The following is a 14,820-nucleotide window of genomic DNA, read 5'->3' as shown; positions in this document are numbered from 1 at the left end:
GTTCAGGGGCCTTTCCGGTGCAGAGCCGACGAGGGGAATCGAACCCCTGACCTTCTGTTTACAAGACAGATGCTCTGCCGATTGAGCTACGTCGGCGCGGCCTATCAGTGTAGACGCTAGCGGCGTCTGTGACGAGCGACCTCGTAGAGTGCGACCCCGGCGGCCACGCCCGCGTTGAGTGACTCGGCGGCCGTGCTCATCGGGATGCGGGCCACCACGTCGCAGTGCTCGCGCACCAGGCGGGACAGGCCCTTGCCCTCGGATCCCACGACGATCACCAGGGGCTCCGACAGGAGGCCGACGTCGCCGATGTCGGTGCGGCCCTCGCCGTCGAGGCCGATGACGAACAGGCCGGCGTCGCGGTATTCGCGCAGGGCGGCCGTGAGGTTGGCGGAGCGGGCGACGCGGAGGTTGGCGAGGGTGCCGGCGGAGGTCTTCCAGGCGCCGCCGGTGACGCCGGCCGAGCGCCGGGAGGGGATCATCAGGCCGTGGGCGCCGAAGGCGGTGGCGGAGCGGGCGATGGCGCCGAGGTTGCGGGGGTCGGTGACGCCGTCGAGGGCCACGATGAGGGGCACCTCGGCCGCGTCGTGGGCGATCTCCACGAGCTCCGACGGGTGGGCGTAGTCGTAGGGCGGGATCTGCAGCGCGATGCCCTGGTGGACGGACTGCTCGGTGAGGCGGTCGAGCTTGTCGCGGGTGGCCTCCAGCAGCGCGATGCCACGCTCGGTCGCGATCTTGATGGCGTTGCGGACGCGGTCGTCGTTGTCGATGCGCTGGGCGACGTAGAGGGCGTTGGCCGGGACTCCCGCGAGCAGCGCCTCCAGGACGGGGTTGCGGCCGCCGATGTATTCGGGGGCGTCGTCGGAGCGGCGCTGCCGGGGTGCGGCGGGACGGCGCTGGCCGCCGCGCTCCTCGCGGGCGATGCGCTCGGTGCGCGCCTTGTCCTTGTACCAGTGACGCATCTCGGCGGGCGGGGTCGCGCCCCTGCCTTCGAGGCCGCGGCGCCCCTGCCCTCCGGCGCCCTTGGACGGGCCCTTCTTCTTCGCGGGCCTGCCCGACGACCTACCCCCAGCTGCCATGGCATCAAGGGTACTCGGACCGGCAGGCGTCTCATCCCGCGCGAATGTCCCCAGGACGGGCCCCTCAAGCCCGCCGTATCGCCGGTACGGCCGGGTTTCGGCGTTTTCGCTGGTCAGGGAACTGCAGGCGTTTGCCCTCGTACATACTAGTAGGTACAGTTGGTGTGGTGGGAACGGCGGAACGACTCATCGCGAGCACGCAGCAGCTCCTGTGGGAGCGCGGATACGTGGGCACCAGCCCCAAGATGATCCAGCAGCACGCCGGGGCCGGCCAAGGAAGCATGTACCACCACTTCGCCGGCAAGCCCGACCTGGCGCTCCAGGCCATTCGCCGGAGTGCGGAGGAGCTGCGGTCCCAGGCGGAGGAGAAGTTCCGCGAGCCCGGCCCCGCGTACGCGCGGATCGCCGCCTACATGCTGCGTGAGCGCGAGGCGCTGCGCGGCTGCCGCGTCGGGCGCCTGGCGCACGATCCGGAGGTGGTGGCGAGCCCGATCCTCCGGGAGCCACTGGCCGAGACGTTCGCCTATCTGCGCCGCCGGATCGAGGAGTTGCTCGTCGAAGGCCGCGAACGGGGCGAGTTCGCCGAGGCGATGGTCGCCGCCGAGGTGGCCGCCGCGCTCGTGGCGGTGGTGCAGGGCGCCTACGTGCTGGCCCAGTCGGCGGGATCGGTGGAGGTGTTCGAGCAGGCGGTTCGTGGAGGGCTGCACCTGCTCGCCGCCTACACGGCCTGACCTGACGGCCCCCACCCTGGACACCAGGAGAAGAGGACAGCAATGACGAAGTCGGAAGGAACCGATGGCGTGAGCGTGGCTCGACGCCTCCCGGGTGATCCTTATCCTGACCTCACCAGCGCGCGGATCGTCCACCGGGCGTGGCGCCACGACCTCGCGAGACTGGCCGACCTGGCCACGACGCTGGAGGCCGAAGCCGCCGCGCGAGCACCCCAGGACGACAATGCGGCGTCCGGTGACGCCATCTCGCGGCGCCGGGCCGCCGCCGTCCGCGACTACGTCACCGTGCTCTGCCACGAGCTGGCCCGGCAGGGCAAGGGCGAGGCGCGGATCGTGTGGCCCCTCGTGGACACCTCGGCCGGCGCGGCCATCGACATGGCCCCCTACCGTGCGGAGCGCAGGCGGCTGGCCCCGCTGGTCGAGAACCTGTGCACCACCGTCGGCGACTTCGCCCGCGCGCCCTCGGCCCGCGTGGCCGACCTCGCCGCGGCCCTGCGCGAGACGCGCGACGCGCTCGAGGAGCATTTCAGCTACCTGGAGCAGGACATCCTGCCCATGATCCACAGCTACGTCACCATGGACCACTACGAGGCCGCGGAGCGGCGCATGTGGCGGTCGCTGGGGCTGGTCCGGCTCGCCAGGGTGCTGCCATGGCTGGCGCGGGTCGCGACGCCCGAGGAGACGCGCCACCTGAAGCGCAGGAACGGGCTCGTCGGCCGGGTCATCCTGACGGTGCTCGGCCCGGTGTACGCGAACCTGGAGCGCCGGGTGTTCGGCTCCCCGGCGCCCGACGACGTCAGCGGCTGAGCTCCCAGCGGGCACCGTGCGGGGTGTCCTCCACGGTGACGCCGGCCGCGGCCAGCTGGTCGCGGATGGCGTCGGCCGCGGCGTAGTCCTTGCGGGCCCTGGCGGCCTGGCGCTGCTCCAGCGCCACCTTCACCAGCGCGTCGACCACCGGCTTGAGGTCGGACCCGGCCGAGCGCCACTGCGCCGAGCGCGGGTCGAGGCCGAGGACGTCCAGCATGTTCTGCGTCTCGGCGAGCAGGCGGGCGACCGCCTCCTTGTCGCCGTGGGCGAGCGCCACGTTGCCCTCGCGCACCACCTCGTGCACCACGGCGAGCGCCTGCGGAGTGCCCAGGTCGTCGTTCAGCGCCTCGACGAACGCCTGGGGCAGCGGCGCGTCGGCGTCGACGTCGTGGATGACCTCGGCGGCCCGCGTCACGAAGCCCTCGATGCGCTGGTAGGCGGCAGCCGCCTCCTGCAGCGCCTCCTCCGAGTATTCGATCGAGGAGCGGTAGTGCGGCGCCGCGAGGTAGTAGCGCAGCTCGACCGGCCGCACCTTCTGCACCATCTCGGGGATGAGCAGGGAGTTGCCCAGCGACTTGCTCATCTTCTCGGCACCGATCTTGAGCATGCCGTTGTGCATCCAGTAGCGGGCGAACCCGTCGCCCGCCGCCTGCGACTGGGCGATCTCGTTCTCGTGGTGCGGGAAGATCAGGTCGATCCCGCCGCCATGGATGTCGAACGTCGGCCCCAGGTATTTGGTGGCCATGGCCGAGCACTCCAGGTGCCAGCCCGGACGCCCGGGGCCCCACGGGGTGGGCCAGGTCGGCTCGCCGGGCTTGGCGCCCTTCCACAGGGCGAAGTCGCGCGGGTCGCGCTTGCACGACTCGTCGTCGGTGTCGGCGGCCGCCCGCATGTTCTCCGGCTTCTGGTTGGAGAGCTTGCCGTAGTGGTCGGCGTAGGACATGACGTCGAAGTAGACGTCGCCACCGGAGGCGTAGGCGTGGCCGCGCTCGATCAGCCGCTCCATCAGCACGATCATCTCGGGCACGTGGCCCGTGGCGCGCGGCTCGGCGGTGGGCGGCAGGCAGCCGAGCGTGTCGTAGGCCCAGGTGAAGGCCCGCTGGTTGCGCTCGGCCACCACGAACCAGGGCACGCCGCCCTCGGCCGACACTCTGATGATCTTGTCGTCGATGTCGGTGACGTTGCGGCAGAACGTCACCTCGTAGCCGGAACGCATGAGCCAGCGCCGCAGCACGTCGAAGTTCACGCCCGAGCGGATGTGCCCGATGTGCGGCGGCGCCTGCACGGTCGCCCCACACAGGTAGATCGACGCCCGGCCGGCTTCGACCGGAACGAACTCGCGGACGGCTCGTGCGCTGGTGTCGTACAGGTGCAGGCTCACGAAGGCAAGGCTAACGCCTCGGAGGCGCTCACATGCCTGATAATCACCCTCGCAGGACGACCCTTTCCGGTGTGACCCTGACGATCAGCCGCTGAACCCCCGGCGCGTCCTCCCACGGCTTGCCCGTGTACTTGCGGGACAACTCCTGGATGAGGGTCCCTTCCGGGTCGTCCTCCATGGTCACGCGCCCGCGCACCTCGGCGTACCGGTAGGGGTTGGCGGGGTCGATGACGAGCAGGCTGGTGCGCGGATCGCGCGCGAAGTTGCGCGGCTTCTGCCGGCCGGCGACGGTCGAGAACAGCACGTCGTCCCCGTCGGTGCGCACCCACACCACCGTGCTCTGCGGCGCGCCATCGGGATTGAGGCTGGTCACCGTCGCATAGTTGGGTGCGTCGAACAGCGCGCGCACGCCTTCAGGCAGCTCCGCCATGTGTGTCTCCTTGATCGGTCGTCGACACCATTGTTCTGTAGGCTCGAACCCGCCATGGACGTGACTCCCCCCTCCACGCTCCGCCGGCTGGGCATCGCCCTGGCCGGCGTCGCGGTCGCAGCCCTGACCGGCGCCGCGTGCGCGCTCTCCTTCGACGACCTGCGGGCGCTGGCCGTCCGGGGTGAGGCCCGGCCGGACCTCTCCTACCTCTATCCGGCGGGCTTCGACGCGCTGCTGGCGGTGGCGCTGATCAGCGTGCTGCTGCTGCGTGCGGCCCGCTTGCTCGTACGCGTCCAGGCGGCGCTCGTGCTGGTCCTGCTCATCGTGGCCGCCGCCGCCGCGAACGTGACGACGGCACTGCGGCTCGACGTCGACGTACGGGCGGCGACGGTGGGCGTCGCGGTCGCGCCGTGGGTCATGCTGGCGGTGGGCCTGTGGCTGTGGCTGCTCCTCATCAAGCACGTCCAGCATCGCCGTGCCTCCACCGGTGACGGCGCGGGTCGCGGGGAGGACGCCGCCGAGGACGACCTCGTGCCCTTCCGCCGGGGCCGGACCGCGGAGGCGCCGCCGCTGGAGCCGCCCGCGCAGCCCGTCCTGGAGCCCACGCCCGTGGTCGGGCCCACTCCGGCGCCGGAGACCCCGCCCGTCGGCGCTGTTCCCGACACGGTCCCGCAGCCGGCCCCCGCACCCGTCTCCCCTGTGCCCGTCTCCCCTCGGCCCGTCTCCGAGCCGTCGCGCCCCCGCGAGGACGAGCCGGTGACCTACAAGGCGCCGCCCGCCCGTCCCGTACGGCCGGAGCCTGCCGTGGCCACCGCCGTGAGCGCGGAGACCGCGCCGCGCGTGGACGGCGGGCGCGCCGCTGAGCGTCAGCGCACCGGCGACGGGGAGCGCCCCGTCGAGGCCGCCCGCCCCGGAGAGGCGAAACGCGCTGTGGAGGGTGAACGAGCGGTGGAGTCGGAACGCGCCGTGGAGGGTGAGCGAACTGTGGACGCGGAACGCGCCGAGGCTGCCGAGCGCCGTCCGGTCCGCTGGGGGGACCGGGTGAAGCCGGCCGACGTCCTGGTGCACCCGCGGCCGGTCAGCGAGAAGGACGCCGACACGCAGCCCGTGCGCGTGTTCACCGACCGGCCCGCTGCCCCCGCCGAGCCGGACGCCGACCCGGACCCCGGCCACGGCCCGGAGGCCGCCGACACCACCGACACCACCGAGGCGGCGCCCAAACGCGACACCCGCCGCAGGGGAGACGTCCGCGTCGCAGGCAGGTCCAAGAAGCCCGTGGGCGAGGAGAAGCCCGTACGGGAGGAACCCTTAGGCGACCAGCAGGTAAGTGACGAGGCCGCCGGACGAGAAGGCGACCGCGAGGCGGCCCTGGAAGACACCCTGGAAGACACCGCACCCCACCCCGTGATCCACGACGACGCCCCCGCACGCCGCCTCCGCAGCACGCCGCTCCCCCCTGAGGAGTGACGGCCTGAGGGAGGAGTGAGGCTGGACGCCACGGGCATGACGGAGACCCGCTCGGAGTCACCGAGCGGGTCTTCCCGCATGTCTCATGCGCCGTCGCGTCGCGCGCGCACCGCCGCTAGATGCTCCGGCGGGTGCTACCGCGCTTCAGTCCCGCGACGAGTCCGACACCCACGATCGCCAGGACGACCTGCATCACCAGCTCGATCCAGTCGATGCCCGGGGTCGTCTCGACGCCGAGAACCTGAGCGAGCAGCGTGCCGACCAGGGCGGCGACGATGCCGACGACGACGGTGAGAATCCACCCGATGGCCTGCCTGCCGGGAAGCAGCAGACGGCCGACTGCGCCGATCACGGCGCCGATGACGATCGCGCCAAGGATGGACTGGACTGTCATGGTACGAACCTCCCGATGAGGGTGCCGTTCACTCTCACGGTTAGGTCAGTACCCTTTGCCTGGCGATTATGCGCAGTGATCGTAAAACCGCAGGTCAGGCGTGTGTCGTCCCGGTGCCTCCGGTTCTTCCCGGACGTAGCCGGGTGACCAGGAGCACCCCCACCACCGCCAGCGCGAGCTGGAGGATGTGCAGGAGCCAGTCGATGCCCCGCGTGTCGGTCAGGCCGAGCATGGAGCCGATCAGCGTGCCGATAAGGGCGGCCACGATGCCGACGACCAGCGTCAGACCGATGGACATGTTCTGCTTGCCGGGAACGATCAGTCGTGCCAGCGCACCGATGATGGCGCCGATGACGATCGCGGACACGATCGCGCCGATCATATGGACTCCCCCCGAAGTGTTCATATGCCACAAGGGGACTTACCCGGCGAAACACGACATTACCCACTAAAGAAAGGCGACGGCCCGTACCGCGCCAGTGACGGGCCGTCGCCTTCGTGGCATGACGGGCTGGGGGCCGCCCGCCGGGATGCCCTCAAGACATCCCGACAGAGGACGTCTCAGGCCCCGGGAAGGTTGACCACGAGTGCGGTGGCGATCGCCGCGACACCCTCGCCGCGCCCGGTGAGCCCGAGCCCGTCGGTGGTGGTCGCGCTGACGCTCACGGGGGCCCCGATGGCGGCGCTCAGGGTCTTTTCGGCCTCGGCGCGCCGCGGCGCCAGCTTCGGCCGGTTTCCGATCACCTGGAGCGCCACGTTGCCGATCTCGTAGCCGGCGGCGCGCACCTGGCGCGCGGTCTCTTCCAGCAGTGCGACACCGGACGCCCCCGCCCAACGCGGGTCGGCGGTGCCGAACAGGCCGCCCAGATCACCCAGACCGGCGGCCGAGAGCAGGGCGTCGCACGCCGCGTGGGCGGCGGCGTCACCGTCGGAATGGCCCGCGAGGCCGGTCTCGCCGGGCCAGTGCAGGCCCGCGAGGTTGAGCTCGCGACCGGAAGCGAACGGGTGAACGTCGACGCCGACGCCCACCCGCGGAATGCTGGTATTCAGGAGTTGAGAACCTCGTCGAGCAGGGCCTCGGCCTTGTCCTCATTGGTCTTCTCGGCGAGGGCGAGCTCGCTCACGAGGATCTGACGGGCCTTGGCGAGCATACGCTTCTCGCCCGCGGAAAGGCCGCGCTCGCGGTCCCTCCGCCACAGGTCGCGAACGACCTCGGCGACCTTGTTGACGTCCCCCGACGCGAGCTTCTCCAGATTGGCCTTGTAACGGCGAGACCAGTTGGTCGGCTCCTCCGTGTGCGGCATCCGAAGGACATCGAAAACCCGCTCAAGGCCTTCCTGACCCACGACATCGCGCACGCCGACGAGTTCTGCGTTTTCGGCTGGCACCTGGACGGTAAGGTCGCCCTTGTCGACCTTGAGCACCAGGTAGGTCTTTTCCTCACCCTTGATGGATCGCTTCGTGATTGCCTCGATCCGAGCAGCCCCATGGTGGGGGTAGACGACAGTGTCGCCGACCTGGAAAGTCATGTGACAAGTACCCCTTCCGCTGTACTCCAGAGTACCACGCATCCACAGGCTCCCGGAACAGTGAAATCACCATAACTGCAGGTCAAAGGCGCATATTAGGGGTTGACATGCGGTCGACTCTATGAATCGCATATGCGGACACGGCTAATGACCTGCGGGGGTGTGGAAATGACCATGGAATCAGGTCGATAAGGTAGGCGCTGCCCAACACCGCTCGCGCGATACCAAGGAGAACCCGCCCGTGACCAGCCGTCGCTGGATTGCCGCCGCCGCGGCGCTCCTGGCCGCTCCTGTCCTTGCCGGCTGTGCCGCTGGATTCGACGCCACCACCAACAAGCCGTACGCCCCCGTGGAGGGCGCCGCCCTCATCGAGAACGGCCGCTACGGCTCGCGCGGCGTCCAGATCCCCCAGGCTTTCATCCTCGGCCCCGACTCGGGCGCCCAGCTCGCCTGGCGCGGCTCGGCCCCGATCTACCTGTCGATCATCAACACCGCGGGCGCGCCCGACACGCTCCAGCAGGTCTCCGCCGGCTCGCTCGGCACCGTCAAGGTCACGGCGCCGATCCAGCTCCCCAGCCAGCAGCTCGTCAACACGGGCAAGCCGACACCCCAGATCATGCTGGAGGGCCTCTCCAAGGCCCTCAGGGGCGGCGAGAGCGTCAAGTTGGACCTCACCTTCGCCAACGCCGGCGTCGTGTCCCTGGACGTGCCTGTGGTCACGCGCAGCCGCGAGTTCAAGGAGTACCCGCCCGCTCCCGGCGCCACGGCCGCCCCGACCCCCACGCCCTCGGCGACCCCGTCCGACGAGCACGCCACCGAGTCCGGCCACTGACCCATCCCGGCGGGCCCCGCGCGTTCGCGCCGGGGCCCTTCCGGTGTCCCCCGCTCAGCGCGCCGCGCGCCCAAGCGGGGTGCGGCGGCGCGAGGCGGCACGAAGCCGGGCTCGGGGCCTCTGGGACGCTCAAGGCGCGTCGGGCGACCAAGCGGGCGTCGGGGCTCAGGCGCATCGGACGGGTTCCGCGACGCTCCTCCACCGCGCCGCCTCGTAAGCGGGGCCCGGCTCCATCGCGGTGTCACCGTCGCGGCACGACCGAGCGTGGACCCGCCGGGCTTGGAAGGGCCGGGCTCGCAACGGTTCGGGCTTGGAACAGCCGCGCTTGGACCCGCCAGGCTTGGAACAGCCGGGCTCGCAACGGCTGGGCATGAGCGGCCGGGATCGGGCAACCGCCGAGGCGCAAGGGGCCTGGAGCACCCTCGCCCGGCCGTCGGCGTCGTGCGGGTGGACGTGGGCAGGACGGCGACATCGCGTCAGCCGTTCCCCAGGGCGGGCCTCGCCACGCGCCGAGGCGGCGCACCGCACGTGAGCGAGTCAGGTGTGTCGCGACCCGTCCCGCCCCGCCGAAGGCGGTCCTGCCACGCGGCGCGGGTCAGGGACACCGGGCACGCCACGCGTGAGCCGGTCACGTACGTCGCGACGGCTCGGCCCGCCGAAAGCTGCCGTGCCACGCGGGAGCGGACGAGTACGTCGCGACCGCACCCACTGAAAGCGGACGCGCCACGCAGGAGCCCGTCACGTACGTCGCGACCGCACCCACTGAAAGCGGACGCGCCACGCGGGAACGGACGGGTACGTCGCGACCGTACCCGCCCCGGGGCAGCGCGCCGGGCGGGTCAGGACTCCGTGGCGTCGAACTTGTAGCCCAGGCCACGGACCGTGAGGATGCAGCGCGGGTTGGACGGGTCGGCCTCGATCTTGGCGCGCAGCCGCTTGACGTGGACGTCGAGGGTCTTGGTGTCGCCGACGTAGTCGGCCCCCCACACCCGGTCGATGAGCTGCCCGCGGGTCAGGACGCGCCCCGCGTTGCGCAGCAGCACCTCCAGCAGCTCGAACTCCTTCAGCGGCAGCTGCACCTGCGCGCCCCGTACGGCCACCACGTGCCGGTCGACGTCCATCCGCACCGGCCCCACCGCCAGCACAGAGGTCTCCAGCTCCTCCACCAGGTCACCCTGGCGGCGCAGGACCGCGCGGATGCGGGCGACCAGCTCGCGCGAGGAGAACGGCTTGGTCACGTAGTCGTCGGCGCCCAGCTCCAGACCGACGACCTTGTCGATCTCGCTGTCCTTGGCGGTCAGCATGATGACCGGCACCTTGGACTTCTGGCGCAGCGACCGGCACACCTCGGTGCCGGGCAGGCCGGGCAGCATCAGGTCGAGCAGCACCAGGTCGGCGCCGGTGCGGTCGAACGTGTCGAGCGCCTCCGGGCCGGTGGCCGCGACCGAGACCTCGAAGCCCTCCTTGCGCAGCATGTAGGAGAGGGCGTCGGAGAACGACTCCTCGTCCTCCACCACGAGAACTCGGGTCATTTGGCTGCCTCCAGGGGGCTCGTGCTGGGTACGGCTACCGCGGTGCCGCCGAAGGCGGGCAGCCGCAGGGTGAACGTGGAGCCGGAACCTTCCTTGCTCCACACGGAGACCTCGCCGGCGTGGGCCGCGGCGACGTGCTTGACGATGGCGAGCCCGAGGCCGGTGCCGCCGGTGGCGCGCGACCTGGCGGCGTCGACCCGGAAGAAGCGCTCGAAGATGCGCTCCAGCGACTCCTCGGGGATGCCGATGCCCTGGTCGCTGACGCTGATCTCGACGGAGTCGCCCGCCGGCCTGACGCTGACCACGACGCGGGTGTGCTCGGGACTGTAGGCGATGGCGTTGTCGATGAGGTTGCGCAGCGCGGTGACGAGCAGCTCGTCGTCGCCCCAGATGCGCAGGCCCTCGGCCCCGCCGGTGACGAGGGTGATGTCCTTGGCCCCGGCCCGGGTGTTGCAGTGGTCGATGGCGTCGTGGACGGCCTCGTCGATCTCGACCTGCGCCGGTGTGGGGATGGGTTCGGCGCCCTGGATGCGGCTCAGCGTGATCAGGTCCTTGACGAGGTAGGTGAGCCGGGCGGCCTCGTGCTGCATACGGCCCGCGAAGCGGGTGACCGCCTCGGGGTCGTCGGCGGCGTCCTGGATGGTCTCGGCGAGCAGGCTGAGCGCGCCGACGGGGGTCTTGAGCTCGTGGCTGACGTTGGCCACGAAGTCGCGGCGGACGGCCTCGACGCGGCGTCGCTCGGTCTGGTCCTCGGCGAGCACCAGCACCTGCCCGTGGGAGCCGAGGGGCGCCACGCGGACGGCGAAGTTGGTGATCTCCTGGCCGAACTTGTGGCCGGCGACGTCGATCTCCGTCTCGCGGATCTCACCGTCGCGGCGTACCTGCCTGGCGAGGGCCAGCAGCTCGGCGGCCATCAGCCGGTCGCCCTTGACCAGCCCGAACGCCCGGGCGGCCGAGCTGGCGCGCAGCACACGGTCCTGCGCGTCGAGCACCACGGCCGAGGACGGCAGCACGGCGAGCACGGAGGCCACTCCGTGCGGCAGCGAGCCCGTGTCGGCGTCGCCGGCCGGCTGTGTGCGGTGTGGCGCCTCGATCTGGTTGCGGTAGAACAGCACCGCGAGGGCCCCCACCATGAAGCCGGCCAGGGCGGCGAGGCTCATGGCCATCTCACTCATGACTTCGATGGTAGGCGTCGGCCATCGGGTACCAGACCCCCTACCTGGGGGTGAACGCCTCCTTTCCCGGAAAGTTCACTTTCGCGTCGGGGTTCGTTCATCCACGCGCGCGTACGGTGGCGGCATGCGCGACGCCTACCACGAGGAACTCGACTCGCTGACGGACAAGCTGGTCGAGATGACCCGGCTGGTCCGTTCGGGGATCTCCCGTGCCACCACGGCTCTACTGGACTCCGACCTGCAGCTCGCGGAGAGCGTGATCTCCCGCGACGAGGAGGTGAACGCGCTCTTCAACGACATCGAGACCTCCATCCTGGAGCTGATGGCCAGGCAGCAGCCGGTGGCCGTGGACCTGCGGATGATCATCACGGCGCTGCGCATGGGCACCGACCTGGAGCGCATGGGCGACCTGGCGGTGCACGTGGCCAAGGTCGCGCGGCTGCGTCACCCCGACTCGGCGATCCCGCCGGAGCTGCGTTCCACGATCGTGGAGATGGGGCAGATCGCCGAGAACCTGGTCACCAAGGCGGGCAGTTGCGTGGCCACCCGCGACGTGGACTCGGCGCTGGAGCTGCAGCACGACGACGACGCCATGGACAGGCTGCACCGCAAGCTGTTCAGGAGCATCCTGGCCAAGGACTGGCAGCACGGCGTGGAGCCGGCCATCGACATCACGCTGATCGGGCGTTACTACGAGCGGTACGCCGACCACGCGGTGCGGGTGGCGCAGGCCGTCGTCTACCTCGTGACGGGGTCACGGCCGAGCTGAGGGGCGCGGCCGGAGCGGGGGCCGGCCGGGGCCCCCGGCTCCTGGATTCGGAGGCGGATCAGCGGCCCTGGTTGGCCACGGCCTCGATGGCGGCCTTGGCGGCGTCGGGGTCGAGGTACTCGCCGCCCCGCACCAGCGGCCTGAACGCGTCGTCGAGCTCGTAGCGCAGCGGGATGCCGGTGGGGATGTTGAGCCCGGCGATCTCCGCGTCGCCGATGCCGTCGAGGTGCTTGACCAGGGCGCGCAGGGAGTTGCCGTGCGCGGCCACGAGCACCGTGCGGCCGGCGGCGAGGTCGGGGACGATCTCGTCGTACCAGTAGGGCAGCATGCGCTCCACGACGTCCTTGAGGCACTCGGTGCGCGGCATGAGCTCCGGCGGCAGCAGCGCGTAGCGCGGGTCGCCGGCCTGGGAGTATTCGTCGCCGTCGGCGATCGGGGGCGGCGGCACGTCGTAGGAGCGCCGCCAGAGCGTGAACTGCTCCTCGCCGAACTCCTCGCGCGTCTGCGCCTTGTTCTTGCCCTGCAGGGCGCCGTAGTGGCGCTCGTTGAGCCGCCAGGAGCGCCGCACCGGCAGCCACGGCAGGCCGGCCTCGCCGAGGGCGAGCTGGGCGGTCTGGATGGCCCTGGTGAGCAGGCTCGTGTGCACCACGTCGGGGCGCACCCCGGCCTCGACGAGGAGCCTGCCTCCCCGGCCGGCCTCGTCCTCGCCCTTGGCCGACAGGCTCACGTCCACCCAGCCGGTGAACAGGCCCTTCGCGTTCCAGTCACTCTCGCCATGCCGCAGCAGCACCAAAGTCGCCATGCGGCCAATCCTATGGTTCGCCCGGAGGGGCGGGGCAGGCGGTCAGTCGCGCGAGCGGGCCGGGTCCGCGAAGCGGGCGAACGCCTGCAGGTTGGCCAGCGACTCGCCCCGCTTGGCCCGCCACTCCCACTCGCGCCTGATCGACGAGGCGAAGCCCAGCTCCAGCGCCCGGTCGAACCAGTCGTCGGAGTAGGTCAGCACGCAGCCGAGCAGCCGGTCCACCTCCTCCTCGGTGACCGCCGCGAGCGGCACGCGGCCGACGAGGTGGACGTCGCCCACGGAGTCGACGGAGAAGTGCACGCCGTACGTGGCGCCGTTCTTGCCGAGCAGCCACCGGTAGAACTCGGCGTGGTTCTCGTCGGGCTTGCGGCAGAAGAACGCCTCGACGTGCAGTGCCTGCTCGCCGACGATGAGCCAGGTCATGGTGGCCAGCTTGTGCTGGCCGGGGAGCTTGACCAGGAACGCGCCCGGCCGCGGCTCGTCGTAGGAGACCTCCGCCGCGTCGAGCGCGGCTCGGACGACATCGCGCATGCCGTTCACCCTACGAGACACTCTACGAGGCGCCGTACGAGACGCCGCAGGAGGCGACGGGCACGCTGTGCAGGTGGGCGACGGCTCCCGAGTAGACCTCCATGAGGTGCGAGGCGGTGGCCTGCCAGCCGAAGGCGGCGGCGTGCCGGCGGGCGCCCTCCGACAGGTCGGCGCGCCAGCGCGGCGAGGTGACGAAGCGGCGCAGCGTGCGTGCCCACTCGTGCGGGTCGTGGCCGTCCACGAGCACGCCGGACACCCCGTCCCGTACGGCGGTGCGCAGCCCGCCGACGGCCGCGGCGGCGACGGGCGTGCCGCACGCCTGGGACTCCAGGGCGACGAGGCCGAACGACTCGCTGTAGGAGGGGACGACGGTCACGTCGGCGGCGCGGTACCAGTCGGCCAGCTCGTCCTGGGGCGCGGGTGGCACGAGGCGCACGACGTCGGAGATGCCCAGCTCGGCGGCCAGTTCGGTGAGGTGCGACGGCCGGGCCAGGCCGTTGCCCGAGGGGCCGCCGACGCAGGCGACGACCAGGTGCTCGCGCAGCGACGGGTCCTCGATGAGCATGCGGGAGGCGGCGCGCAGCAGCACGTCGGGGGCCTTGAGCGGCTGGATCCGGCCGACGAACAGCAGCACGCGGGCGTCCTGCGGCAGGCCCAGGCGGCGCCGGGCGGCGCCCTGGGAGGCGGGCTGGAAGACGGTGAGGTTGACGCCGGGGTTCACGACGGCGACGCGGTCCTCCTGGGCGCCGTACAACTCCATCAGCTCGCCGGCCTCGTCGTCGGTGTTGGCGACGAGCCGGTCGGCGATCTCCACGACCTGCTGTTCGCCGAGGACGCGGGCCTGCGGCTCGGGCCGGTCGCCGGCGGCGAGGAGCTGATTCTTGACCTTGGCCATGGTGTGCATGGTGTGCACGAGCGGCACGCCCCAGCGTTCCTTGGCCAGCCAGCCGACCTGGCCGGACAGCCAGTAGTGGGAGTGGATGACGTCGTAGCGGCCGGGGTCGTACATGGCCTCGGTGCGCAGCACGCCGGACAGGAAGGCGCAGAGCTGGCCGGGCATGTCGGCGCGGTCCAGCTCCTCGTACGGGCCGGCGGTGAGATGGCGGACGAGGACTCCGGGAGCGAGCTCGGCCACGGGCGGCAGGTCTCTCGCGGTGGCCCGGGTGAAGATCTCCACCTCCACCCCGAGCTGGGCGAGCCGTCTGGCCGATTCGACGATGTACACGTTCATGCCGCCGGCGTCGCCCGTGCCAGGCTGGTCCAGCGGTGACGTGTGCATGCTGATGGTCGCGACCCGGTTGACCCGTCGTCGCCTCACCCGACATCACCTCCAAACGATTGGTAACTGCCCGAATCTTCCC

General features: G+C 71.3%; 17 protein-coding genes and 1 tRNA gene. 5 read left to right on the top strand and 13 right to left on the bottom strand.

What is annotated here, in order from left to right:
• Positions 1-23 precede the first annotated feature (23 nt).
• Together FHU36_RS33595 and rlmB are read right to left on the bottom strand one after the other, a co-directional pair.
• A tRNA-Thr gene (locus FHU36_RS33595) sits at positions 24-96 on the bottom strand.
• 20 nt (positions 97-116) lie between these two features.
• A complete protein-coding gene (gene rlmB / locus FHU36_RS33590) occupies positions 117-1,079 on the bottom strand; it encodes a 23S rRNA (guanosine(2251)-2'-O)-methyltransferase RlmB (protein ID WP_185088107.1) in 963 nt (320 codons plus the stop codon).
• A 167-nt stretch (positions 1,080-1,246) separates the two neighbouring features.
• Between rlmB and FHU36_RS33585 the strand changes: the two genes are divergently transcribed.
• Positions 1,247-1,810 (top strand): TetR/AcrR family transcriptional regulator, encoded by a 564-nt coding sequence (locus tag FHU36_RS33585; protein ID WP_185088106.1) that lies wholly within the window; start codon positions 1,247-1,249, stop codon positions 1,808-1,810.
• Positions 1,811-1,879: 69 nt separating this feature from the next.
• Positions 1,880-2,617, top strand: a complete 738-nt coding sequence (locus tag FHU36_RS33580) for a hemerythrin domain-containing protein (protein WP_185088105.1) — start codon at positions 1,880-1,882, stop codon at positions 2,615-2,617.
• Here the strand turns inward: FHU36_RS33580 and cysS are convergent.
• Together cysS and FHU36_RS33570 are read right to left on the bottom strand one after the other, a co-directional pair.
• Positions 2,607-3,998 (bottom strand): cysteine--tRNA ligase, encoded by a 1,392-nt coding sequence (cysS, locus tag FHU36_RS33575; protein WP_185088104.1) that lies wholly within the window; start codon positions 3,996-3,998, stop codon positions 2,607-2,609. The two genes, FHU36_RS33580 and cysS, sit on opposite strands and share 11 nt — an antisense overlap.
• 43 nt (positions 3,999-4,041) lie before the next feature.
• Positions 4,042-4,428 carry a PPOX class F420-dependent oxidoreductase gene (locus FHU36_RS33570; protein ID WP_185088103.1) on the bottom strand — a complete coding sequence of 129 codons (387 nt, stop codon included), beginning with the start codon at positions 4,426-4,428 and terminating at the stop codon, positions 4,042-4,044.
• 54 nt (positions 4,429-4,482) lie between these two features.
• On the opposite strand from FHU36_RS33570, the gene FHU36_RS33565 reads away from it, so the two are divergent.
• Positions 4,483-5,895 carry a DUF2637 domain-containing protein gene (locus FHU36_RS33565; protein WP_185088102.1) on the top strand — a complete coding sequence of 471 codons (1,413 nt, stop codon included), beginning with the start codon at positions 4,483-4,485 and terminating at the stop codon, positions 5,893-5,895.
• Positions 5,896-6,010: 115 nt separating this feature from the next.
• Here FHU36_RS33565 and FHU36_RS33560 read toward each other — a convergent pair whose 3' ends face one another.
• The 4 genes from FHU36_RS33560 to FHU36_RS33545 form a co-directional block, all read right to left on the bottom strand.
• Entirely contained in the window at positions 6,011-6,289 is a 279-nt protein-coding gene (locus FHU36_RS33560) for a GlsB/YeaQ/YmgE family stress response membrane protein (RefSeq protein ID WP_185088101.1), read from the bottom strand.
• Between the two features lie 94 nt (positions 6,290-6,383).
• The gene (locus FHU36_RS33555; protein WP_185088100.1) at positions 6,384-6,671 is read right to left on the bottom strand and encodes a GlsB/YeaQ/YmgE family stress response membrane protein; all 288 of its coding nucleotides are present in this window, start codon (positions 6,669-6,671) and stop codon (positions 6,384-6,386) included.
• A 179-nt stretch (positions 6,672-6,850) separates the two neighbouring features.
• Positions 6,851-7,318 carry a 2-C-methyl-D-erythritol 2,4-cyclodiphosphate synthase gene (gene ispF / locus FHU36_RS33550; RefSeq protein WP_185088099.1) on the bottom strand — a complete coding sequence of 156 codons (468 nt, stop codon included), beginning with the start codon at positions 7,316-7,318 and terminating at the stop codon, positions 6,851-6,853.
• A gap of 17 nt (positions 7,319-7,335) precedes the next feature.
• Positions 7,336-7,818 carry a CarD family transcriptional regulator gene (locus FHU36_RS33545; RefSeq protein WP_043624891.1) on the bottom strand — a complete coding sequence of 161 codons (483 nt, stop codon included), beginning with the start codon at positions 7,816-7,818 and terminating at the stop codon, positions 7,336-7,338.
• A gap of 241 nt (positions 7,819-8,059) precedes the next feature.
• On the opposite strand from FHU36_RS33545, the gene FHU36_RS33540 reads away from it, so the two are divergent.
• A complete protein-coding gene (locus FHU36_RS33540; RefSeq protein ID WP_312892022.1) occupies positions 8,060-8,650 on the top strand; it encodes a copper chaperone PCu(A)C domain-containing protein in 591 nt (196 codons plus the stop codon).
• Between the two features lie 839 nt (positions 8,651-9,489).
• Here FHU36_RS33540 and FHU36_RS33535 read toward each other — a convergent pair.
• Together FHU36_RS33535 and FHU36_RS33530 are read right to left on the bottom strand one after the other, a co-directional pair.
• Entirely contained in the window at positions 9,490-10,182 is a 693-nt protein-coding gene (locus FHU36_RS33535) for a winged helix-turn-helix domain-containing protein (RefSeq protein ID WP_185088098.1), read from the bottom strand.
• The gene (locus FHU36_RS33530; RefSeq protein WP_246503033.1) at positions 10,179-11,357 is read right to left on the bottom strand and encodes a sensor histidine kinase; all 1,179 of its coding nucleotides are present in this window, start codon (positions 11,355-11,357) and stop codon (positions 10,179-10,181) included. The genes FHU36_RS33535 and FHU36_RS33530 overlap by 4 nt, the downstream gene beginning before the upstream one ends.
• A gap of 124 nt (positions 11,358-11,481) precedes the next feature.
• On the opposite strand from FHU36_RS33530, the gene phoU reads away from it, so the two are divergent.
• Complete coding sequence (gene phoU / locus FHU36_RS33525; protein ID WP_185088097.1) at positions 11,482-12,126, top strand: phosphate signaling complex protein PhoU; 645 nt, start codon at positions 11,482-11,484, stop codon at positions 12,124-12,126.
• A 58-nt stretch (positions 12,127-12,184) separates the two neighbouring features.
• Here phoU and FHU36_RS33520 read toward each other — a convergent pair whose 3' ends face one another.
• The 3 genes from FHU36_RS33520 to mshA are packed head-to-tail and all read right to left on the bottom strand — an operon-like array spanning position 12,185 to position 14,777.
• Positions 12,185-12,928 carry a phosphoglyceromutase gene (locus FHU36_RS33520; RefSeq protein WP_185088096.1) on the bottom strand — a complete coding sequence of 248 codons (744 nt, stop codon included), beginning with the start codon at positions 12,926-12,928 and terminating at the stop codon, positions 12,185-12,187.
• Between the two features lie 42 nt (positions 12,929-12,970).
• Positions 12,971-13,459 (bottom strand): type III secretion system chaperone family protein, encoded by a 489-nt coding sequence (locus tag FHU36_RS33515; protein ID WP_185088095.1) that lies wholly within the window; start codon positions 13,457-13,459, stop codon positions 12,971-12,973.
• 22 nt (positions 13,460-13,481) lie between these two features.
• Positions 13,482-14,777 carry a D-inositol-3-phosphate glycosyltransferase gene (gene mshA, locus FHU36_RS33510; RefSeq protein ID WP_376774182.1) on the bottom strand — a complete coding sequence of 432 codons (1,296 nt, stop codon included), beginning with the start codon at positions 14,775-14,777 and terminating at the stop codon, positions 13,482-13,484.
• Positions 14,778-14,820 lie beyond the last annotated feature (43 nt).

Origin of the sequence: Nonomuraea muscovyensis (assembly GCF_014207745.1) — a bacterium.
Classification (GTDB): domain Bacteria; phylum Actinomycetota; class Actinomycetes; order Streptosporangiales; family Streptosporangiaceae; genus Nonomuraea; species Nonomuraea muscovyensis.
This window is presented reverse-complemented; position numbering and strand designations above follow the sequence as displayed.

Bases quoted from the DNA above. Each gene is read 5' to 3' on its own strand.
- FHU36_RS33530 (WP_246503033.1), bottom strand. From the start codon at position 11,357: ATGAGTGAGATGGCCATGAGCCTCGCCGCCCTGGCCGGCTTCATGGTG.
- FHU36_RS33545 (WP_043624891.1), bottom strand. From the start codon at position 7,818: ATGACTTTCCAGGTCGGCGACACTGTCGTCTACCCCCACCATGGGGCT.
- FHU36_RS33520 (WP_185088096.1), bottom strand. From the start codon at position 12,928: ATGGCGACTTTGGTGCTGCTGCGGCATGGCGAGAGTGACTGGAACGCG.
- FHU36_RS33560 (WP_185088101.1), bottom strand. From the start codon at position 6,289: ATGACAGTCCAGTCCATCCTTGGCGCGATCGTCATCGGCGCCGTGATC.
- phoU (WP_185088097.1), top strand. From the start codon at position 11,482: ATGCGCGACGCCTACCACGAGGAACTCGACTCGCTGACGGACAAGCTG.
- FHU36_RS33515 (WP_185088095.1), bottom strand. From the start codon at position 13,459: ATGCGCGATGTCGTCCGAGCCGCGCTCGACGCGGCGGAGGTCTCCTAC.
- rlmB (WP_185088107.1), bottom strand. From the start codon at position 1,079: ATGGCAGCTGGGGGTAGGTCGTCGGGCAGGCCCGCGAAGAAGAAGGGC.
- FHU36_RS33565 (WP_185088102.1), top strand. From the start codon at position 4,483: ATGGACGTGACTCCCCCCTCCACGCTCCGCCGGCTGGGCATCGCCCTG.
- FHU36_RS33535 (WP_185088098.1), bottom strand. From the start codon at position 10,182: ATGACCCGAGTTCTCGTGGTGGAGGACGAGGAGTCGTTCTCCGACGCC.
- FHU36_RS33555 (WP_185088100.1), bottom strand. From the start codon at position 6,671: ATGATCGGCGCGATCGTGTCCGCGATCGTCATCGGCGCCATCATCGGT.
- FHU36_RS33570 (WP_185088103.1), bottom strand. From the start codon at position 4,428: ATGGCGGAGCTGCCTGAAGGCGTGCGCGCGCTGTTCGACGCACCCAAC.